Origin of the sequence: Mesorhizobium sp. M1A.F.Ca.IN.020.06.1.1, assembly GCF_004023265.1 — a bacterium.
Taxonomy (GTDB): Bacteria; Pseudomonadota; Alphaproteobacteria; order Rhizobiales; family Rhizobiaceae; genus Mesorhizobium.
Window position 1 is genome coordinate 1 of the sequence record NZ_RZSR01001001.1, and the last position, 2,112, is coordinate 2,112.

General features: G+C 65.2%; 1 protein-coding gene and 2 pseudogenes. All 3 read left to right on the top strand.

Annotated elements, in window-relative coordinates:
- Positions 1-297 (top strand): annotated as a pseudogene (locus tag EOA60_RS30135) (ABC transporter ATP-binding protein); the annotation flags it as partial.
- Between the two features lie 361 nt (positions 298-658).
- The gene (locus EOA60_RS30140; RefSeq protein ID WP_095802394.1) at positions 659-1,537 is read left to right on the top strand and encodes an ABC transporter permease; all 879 of its coding nucleotides are present in this window, start codon (positions 659-661) and stop codon (positions 1,535-1,537) included.
- Positions 1,534-2,112 (top strand): annotated as a pseudogene (locus EOA60_RS30145) (ABC transporter permease); the annotation flags it as partial. The gene EOA60_RS30140 and the pseudogene EOA60_RS30145, both read left to right, overlap by 4 nt.

The following is a 2,112-nucleotide window of genomic DNA, read 5'->3' on the forward strand; positions in this document are numbered from 1 at the left end:
GACGAGCCGTTCGGCGCGCTCGACGAGATCGTGCGCGATCATCTGAACGAACAGCTTCTCGAACTCTGGGATTCGACCAACAAGACGATCTGCTTTGTCACTCACTCGATCCCCGAGGCGGTCTATCTGTCGACCCGCATCGTGGTGATGTCGCCGCGGCCGGGCCGCGTCACCGACGTGATCGAATCCACCTTGCCCAGGAAGCGGCCGCTCGACATCCGCGAGACGCCGGAATTCCTGGCGATCGCCGCGCGCGTGCGCGACGGGTTGAGGGCGGGGCACAGCTATGATGATTGAGGGTGCTTGCCAGCGGACGGACACCCGCTGCTTCGACATCCTGGGGCGGAGCAAGCGCGAAGCCGCGCGCGTGGCGGGAGCCGACCGCCGTGATTTCGTTATCCTAGGGTGGAGCGACGCGAAGCGGAGCGCAGACCCTAGGATCCATGCCGGGACGTCGACCGAAGGCCGTAAGCGGCTCAGAATACCCGACGAGCTGAGCGCGGCGCAGGGAGCCGTATTCTGCGCCACAGCGGAGCGTCGAGGTAACGGCATGGATCCTAGGGTCCGCGGCGGGCCGCTTCGCTCCTTGCTCCGCCCTATGATGACGAAAAACGCGCAGCGCCGCGTGCTGCCGTTGCGCCGGGGGAAGGCCCGCTAAATGGACTCCTTCCGTTCCAAGATCATCCCGGTCACGTCAATCCTCGCCGGCGTGGTGGTGCTCTGGTATGTCTTCGCCGTCATCCTCAATGCGCCGTTCCAGCGCGATCTCGACGCCAGAGCCAACGAAACCCCCGGCACGGTCGAATTCATCGGCAAGACATTATCGCAGCCGAAGCCGACGCTGCCGGCGCCGCACCAGGTGGCGGTGAACTTCTTCGAGAACACCTTCCTGCGCGGCATCACCTCGAACCGCAGCCTTGTCTACAATGCCTGGGTGACGCTGTCCTCGACGCTGCTCGGCTTTGCTTTCGGCACGGCGCTCGGCATCGTAATCGCCGTCGGCATCGTGCATGTGACGACGCTCGACCGCAGCCTTATGCCGTGGATCATCGCCTCGCAGACCATTCCGATCCTGGCGGTGGCGCCGATGATCATCGTGGTGCTGGCGGCCATCGGCATCACCGGGCTGATCCCCAAGGCGCTGATCTCGACCTATCTGTCGTTCTTCCCGGTTGCGGTCGGCATGGTGAAGGGATTGCGCTCCCCCGAGCTCATGCATCTCGACCTGATGCACACCTATAATGCCAGCGCCTCGCAGACCTTCTGGAAGCTGCGCGTCCCCGCATCGGTGCCGTTCCTGTTCACGTCGATGAAGGTGGCGGTGGCCGCGAGCCTAGTCGGCGCCATCGTCGGCGAATTGCCGACGGGTGCTGTCGCCGGAATCGGCGCCAAGCTGCTTTCCGGCGCCTATTACAGCCAGACGATCGACATCTGGTCGGCGCTGGTCGCGGGGTCGATCGTCGCGGCGCTGCTGGTCATGGTGGTCGGCATCGCCGGCCGCCTGGTCGACCGCGCCATGGGTGGGAGGCCGGCATGACCTGGCTGAAACCATCGTGGCAAGCGGTGCTGGCGATCCTTCTTTGCGTCGTCGCCTTCGCGCTCGGAGCGATGTCGACACCGGAAGCGGCGGCGCTCGCCGAGCCTGCCGCGACGGTTGCCTACCCATATATGGGCACCAAAGGCCTCATCCTCGGATTGCTGCTGATCGCGGCGCTGGTTTCAACGGTGAGACTCGCGCCACTTGTCGAAGCGGTTGTCCTGTTCGTCGGCGCTCATGTCGCAGCGTGGCTTCTGGTCAGGGGCATCGGAGGCTTCGAGGGCACGGCGCTGGCGCCGTACTTTCTGGTTCTCGCTGCCGCCTGGCTGCTTGCCTGGCGCTGCGTCGCGCTGTTGTCCTCGCTACGGACTGCAGCCAGCGGGGCCAAAACGGCGCTTCGCCTGATCATTCCGGCGATCTTCGGCGCCTGGATCCTGATCATCTGGGAAGCGGTGACGCGCGGCGCCGGCATTCCCTTCATCCTTTTGCCACCGCCGAGCGCCATCGGCGCGCGCATCGCCAACTCGCTGCCGATCCTGGGATCGGACGTGCGGCAGACGATCTTCAAGGCGGTG